The sequence below is a fragment of the Bacteroidales bacterium genome (assembly GCA_014860585.1).
Taxonomy (GTDB): Bacteria; Bacteroidota; Bacteroidia; order Bacteroidales; family 4484-276; genus RZYY01.
The window spans coordinates 1-6,115 of sequence record JACZJL010000163.1; the positions used below are offsets into that span (position 1 = coordinate 1).

Sequence of the window (6,115 nt, forward strand, 5' to 3'; positions counted from 1 at the left end):
CAACCGGCGATGGAAGTGGGAGTATAAATGTCTTCCCCAATCCAACCGATGGCATGTTAAACATTACCGGTCTGGCTGAAGATGCAATACTCACGGTGATGAATCTTCAGGGACGGGAATTATGGGTTGAGCGCCAAAAAGCTGAAGGTTTGCTTACCCTTAAAATGGCAAATCATAAACCAGGCATCTATTTCATCAAAATCCAACAAAACGAAGAAACAATTTTCAGGAAGGTTGTTTTGAAATAAAGTGAGGGTTACAAGTTAGGTTTTACCCCGGGTCGGCTGGAAGGCAGGATCGGGGGTTTTAATTATGGCTTGCAAGTTCTGATATGAGATGCTGTTGTTTCAACATTTCTTTTTATAAAAAAAAAGCGCCCCCGGGGAGCGCTTTTATCATCAGTCAATTTGATGAGACAAAATTGTATTTCTTGAACCAGACTACTGTTTTATAACAGGATGCCTGCTTATGTTACCTTCATCTGTTTCGATATGTAAAACGTAAATTCCTGGTCTGAGGCTGGTAATATCTATCTCATTACTTGAAAATTGCATGAGTTTGTGACCAAGTAAATCTAAAACGGAGATTGATTTCAAATTGTCACAATTGATATAAAAATATCCACTGGATGGATTGGGTGAAATGGACACATCGTTTGAAAGACGATGATCCTGAATACTGGTAATAATGTCAAGGCTTTCGACTTCGGCAACATTAATAATCTCGCTTTGGTAATTTGAAACAAAGCCTACAAGATGTAAATTTTCGAGAATGTAATCTTCCGGAATGGTAAAGTTGAATGATTCCGAATAGATCACTCCATACTCAACAGAGGCTGGAATAACTCCCATATAGCCCCAACATTCCGGTTCATTATTCCCCGGGAGTACCTGTCTAACCACATGATTATGGCGGTAGCCAACAATTGGGTTACCCAATCCGAAAAAAGGATGTCCGGGGGTATTGTTATAAAAATTTGTCTGGTCCCATCCCGGACCAACACCATGCAGGCTATCTTCAACAATAAAAACGTTAAACCTGAAATCTCCATCCATTGGAAGTAGGAATGAGGCATTTAATACAACATTCAGTTCCCGGGTTTCAGTGTTGAAACTTGACCCGTCGAAATTTATTTCGCCCAGTGCAAGATCACTCAATATTTCGTTGCCGATATTTTCCCAGTCATCAACTCCAATTCCGGCAGAGGTTCTGTTAATGGTTGCGGTTGGGGCTCCTACAGCCCAAATATTTGCATATATCTCGTGCGCAGGAATGGTCATAGCATCGGTGTAAAAACCTGCATGGTGCGTCACACCAATAAAATTGCTGTAATTGGCAAGCAAAGAGTCCATTTTCAGGTGACCATTAGGACAATAACCACAATGAGTAGTGGTAAACTCCTCAATGAGAACGTGAGGCTGGACGCTTTCGACAACAACGAAGATTTGTCGCGATGCTGAATCGTTAACAGGGTTTTCATCAGCGTTGATTCCATTGAGATCAGAAAGCCAAACATGAAGATCGTACTGCCCGGCAATAGCCTCGATGAGGTTGGAATGTGTTAAAGTATATTCTTCGTTAGTGGAAATATTCAACCCTGAAAAAGTTTCTGTTTTCACATTCATAAAATTGTCAATACTCCAGTTCAAATCTATGGAATTAATCGGTGAGGTACCCAGGTTTTTTATCAAACAACTCACTGCGTTGTTTTCTCCTTCAACATACCTGTCGCTCCCGAGTATTGTTGTCAGGCTTGCATCATAGCTGCCTTGTGCGTCAAAGGTGATGTAAAGGTCGTCAACGGCAATGCCGGTTTGCCCGATAACTCCCTGCAATTCATCAATTTCATAAAAGCCATATTCATATTCCTGGCATTCGGCTGTTAGCTGGCTATGAATCACTTCATAAATCACAACCCCATCTCTGTATCCGCGTACCGTAGCATTAAAAATACCTGACCAGGTTCGGATATTTGCAGTAACCAGATTAAATGTTGAGCCATCTGCCAGTGAAAGCTTCCCACTATTCATCACCAAAGTATTGGGCGCCGAGCATGAACCAAAAGTTGAAAACCAGGTACCGCTTTGAGAAATCACCCAGTCGTAACCATCTTCGGTAAATGCCTTTACTGTGAGATCTGTGATCCCATCGAAATCCAACACAATGCCCGATTGCCCCCCGGTTATTCCGTAACCCGAAACCGTAATGTCCACAGTTCCATTAGCCGGATCGTTACAAACGATTAAGATTGTACCATCAAACAATTGTTGGGCATTTGGAGCAAAAGTAATGGTGAGTATTTCGTTTTCGCCCTGCGCTATCTCTGCGCTTGTAAAATCAACGGAAAATGCACTATTTGAGGAGATGATATCGGTAATTTCCAGAATGGCATTTCCCTGGTTATGGATTGTTACTGTTTGTATGGAAGTGCTATTTACCAGCGTAGTATCAAAAAGAATGGCCATTGGATCAACCATTATCATTGGTGCAGTAATTGGGATATAACCCGATTTTACAGCATTTAAAATGAACTCAGTTTCTTTGTCTGCAACAACACCCACAATCTGGAGCTTATCCATGTCCCATGAGGGGTCAATGGCTACTGAAAAATCCCAGGTGTAGGGTACCCCTACCTGTACCTGGTCGGGAAGGCTTTCGTCAACACCATAAAATCCACCGGGAAGCGCCCGCGCTACATGCTCATATACCATATCTTCCGCAGGAACAGGATTTGGAAGCAATTCGTATCCGCCCATTTCGCCATAGGTACCACCTGAGTAGTAATTTGTCTGATCCCAGCCGGAACCTGTTCCTGTTACCTCATCTTCAACGATCATTGCATTAAACTTAACTCCGGACAACGCTGCATAAAAGTTAGCACTCATTGTAAAGGTCAGGGTAGATTCATTGGTATTTATTATCGCATTCTCAACAAAAACCTCTACAGGAGCAAGTTGATCCTTAATAGTTAGAAATTCTTCTTCAAATTCCAGTGGCCCAATATATTTGACATCCCGGTTCATTGTGCCGTTTGGATAGCCCTGAATGTAAGGATACATTCCGGTAGCGTATTCCGGCACCTCCATCGGGTCGCCACTGTGCACTGCAATGCCAATCCATTGGTCGGGATAGGTCGTGGCCATTGAATCCATAAACACATGACCAGCCACACACCAGCCACACCAGGTTCCTGTAGACTCCTCACACAAGACCCTCCTGAGTGGGGCATCTTCCATGATATAAATGGGCTTCTGTAAAGTGTCGTTTTCAGTAACTTCATCGGGCAGGCCATTTGGATTGGAAATGAATATTTTCACCTGATGGGTTCCGGTTTCTGAAATTGAAGGTTGTTCAGAAAATTCAAATTCGAATTCGTCGAGTGAAGCTATTCCCGGATAAAATGTCTCCAATACCGGAGTTGCGTTATCAATGGAATAGGATACATCGATGGATTGCAGCACCACATTTGAATTATTTTTGATGACGCCTGACAAGGGGAAACTACCCTGAAGTGCATATTCAGGAACAGAAACTTCCTGTAGGGCAGCATCAAGCAAAGGCACAAAATAGGTATCAAAAACTGCGTTTATCATCAGATTCACGGCTTGGCTTATGTAGGTGCTCATGTTGAACCAGGTGCCATTATAATAATACCAATTCACACCATAAGGTGGCGGGTTGGTAGCAACGCCAAGGTACATTTCATCTTCCGATCCTTCGCAGATACCAATCAAATAATCGCCGGGTTGCAGAATAATCATCTCTGCAAAGTTGGCCAGCAACCATGTACTATCCTGCAGCGTTTCAACTTCGGCAGTCTGTGCAATCATGTTGGTTACCGTAGTCCCGTTAAAATTGAAGATTTTGGCTTTCATCATATTCCCGGCAAATGCCTTGGTAATATAAAATTCAACCGCTGTAATCGTATCGGTATTCATTACCTTAAACAGCATGCCTTTAATTGCTTGAGAATTGGTCACGTTTGCCTTCGTTTTCACAATATTATTGTGGTACGACATTTTAGTTTCGGTAACATTGAGCGTATAACTGTTTGATGCATTTGAAGGATCCCAGTCGTTGGAGGCATTTGCAGTAAAGGTGAAATTGTATTCACCTGTGGCTGGTGCAGTAAAAACAGGAAAATCAGCAGGATCTTTTTCCCAGAAAGCAAGCGGAACATCAATGGTCTGGGTTTCGCTGTAGAAATCGTCCACTTCAAGCTGAATTTGGGTATTTCCGGTAAGTGTACTTCCGGCGTTTTTTGTTAACCCTACCGGAACAAAACTTGACTGCGATTTAGGAACCTGCCTGTAATAATCCAGATAAGCTAATCCAGACAAACCAATAAGGTCGGGTACCGGCGGGCATTCAGATAGCAAGGCTGTTGTATAAATATTCGGGTTTCCATATACGTCGGAGTACACGCAGTTGATGTTTTGATCTCCTGAAACAGTGGATGATATCTGAACAGATACATAAAATTCATAAAACCCCGGATAAATAGTAGCCAGACTGGAATTATTTTCATCTGCGCCCCAGGATATGGATTGCCCCTGGATGGGATTTAAATATCCATAATAAATATTCGGACTCCCCCCCAGAGGGGTTATTCCTTCGGGAAATGTAAGCTCAAGGTAATCAACCTGTGTCCATGGAACGGCTTGGAGGGAGAAGGTGAATTCCAAATCCATGATAGTATCCTTCACATAAGGCTTCGTTGATACTACTTCACCAATAATTTCATCAGCACCATCACCAAAGCTTATCCTATTCAATTCATCCTCAAACGGGTTAAAAGGGCAGGTTGGATTTTGTCCTGCCAGGGATAAGCTCAAAAATAGCGTAAATAGAAAAATCACATATTTTTTCATTTTAAAATGTATTTAAGTTCAAAATATTAAGAAAAAGGGACTGTAACACAGAAAAAGACTCTGTTGAAATAGCCCCTTTTAAACCTAACTCTGATAAAAGTTTATTGTATTACAAGTTTCTTTACATCCGAATTGTTTTGTGACCAAACCTTAATGTAATATACACCAGGGCTCAATTCACTAACATTCAGCATTGTTTGTTTTTGGATTTCCCCTTCCATCACCAGGCGGCCGCTTACTTCGAAAATATTCAAGGTTGCTGTAGCTGTTTCTGATGTATTCAGCTTCAAAACGACTTCGCTGCTTGCAGGATTTGGAAATACTTCAAAACTAAATTGTTCTGATGTTTCTATACCGCTTTTCAAAGCTACCGATTTGATGGCTGCCATGCTATTGCTTTGGTACTTCCCTGATGTATTGCCCAGGCTTTCGCTATAACTTACCTCAAGGTTGAACTCCTCACCGGATGATTCACGGAAGAGTTTGTACTTAATATCCTGGCCATTCATAAATCCATCTGCTGCTGAAGTCACCTGGTCGCTTCCAAAAAGACTGATGGCAGTGTTGGTTGTTAAGTAAGTGATGGTTGTGAAACCAAATAAGTTATCATTTTCATCAAAAGCTCCAATCATATCGCCGGCCTGAAGATCAATCATTGCCGAGGTAAGAATTGCTGTAATTTGCTTGTAAGGTGAAAATTTTACGCTACCCCACACCGTGTTTACCTGGTTTGTACTTTCAGCATTAACAACGCCCGATTTTAAATCACAAACTGGGAATTCGACCGTAAAAGCATCAGATACCTTAATTGAATAGGCCTTGCCGGGAGTTAGTTCCTGCAAAGAATAAATTTCAAGATCAGGCCAATAAACCCCCAACCCTATCAATTCCTGAATAATAACCACATTAGCGATTTGTTCGCCAAAAAGATCTTCGATCAACACCGGACATTCGCTCAAAACGGGTGCATAATACCAGCCGGCATTTTCAAAAACCAATTCCCTGCTTGCATTTCCGCTCCCTACAACCTGGAGGTTTTTGTCTTCAGTAAGTTTCATTACATATCCTGACTGATTGTTAAAATCGCCGATTGTATTAAAATTCTCTTCGGGCCAATAAATTTCAGTCAGATTTCTGAAAATAACAAGTTCATCAACCATTGAAGCAAATAGATCTTCCATGGCAGGATTTTCGGGTATGATGAAACTGGACATACTATTCCAGCCTTCTTTGAAAACAAAATT

The 6,115-nt window shown here is 41.7% G+C and carries 3 protein-coding genes; 1 reads left to right on the forward strand and 2 read right to left on the reverse strand.

Annotated elements, in window-relative coordinates:
- Positions 1–248, forward strand: a 248-nt coding sequence (locus IH598_15950; protein ID MBE0640011.1) for a T9SS type A sorting domain-containing protein, incomplete at its 5' end; no start/stop codon positions are given.
- Between the two features lie 192 nt (positions 249–440).
- Here the strand turns inward: IH598_15950 and IH598_15955 are convergent.
- The gene (locus IH598_15955) at positions 441–4,871 is read right to left on the reverse strand and encodes an Omp28-related outer membrane protein (protein ID MBE0640012.1); all 4,431 of its coding nucleotides are present in this window, start codon (positions 4,869–4,871) and stop codon (positions 441–443) included.
- A 101-nt stretch (positions 4,872–4,972) separates the two neighbouring features.
- Positions 4,973–6,115, reverse strand: a 1,143-nt coding sequence (locus tag IH598_15960; protein ID MBE0640013.1) for a T9SS type A sorting domain-containing protein, incomplete at its 5' end; no start/stop codon positions are given.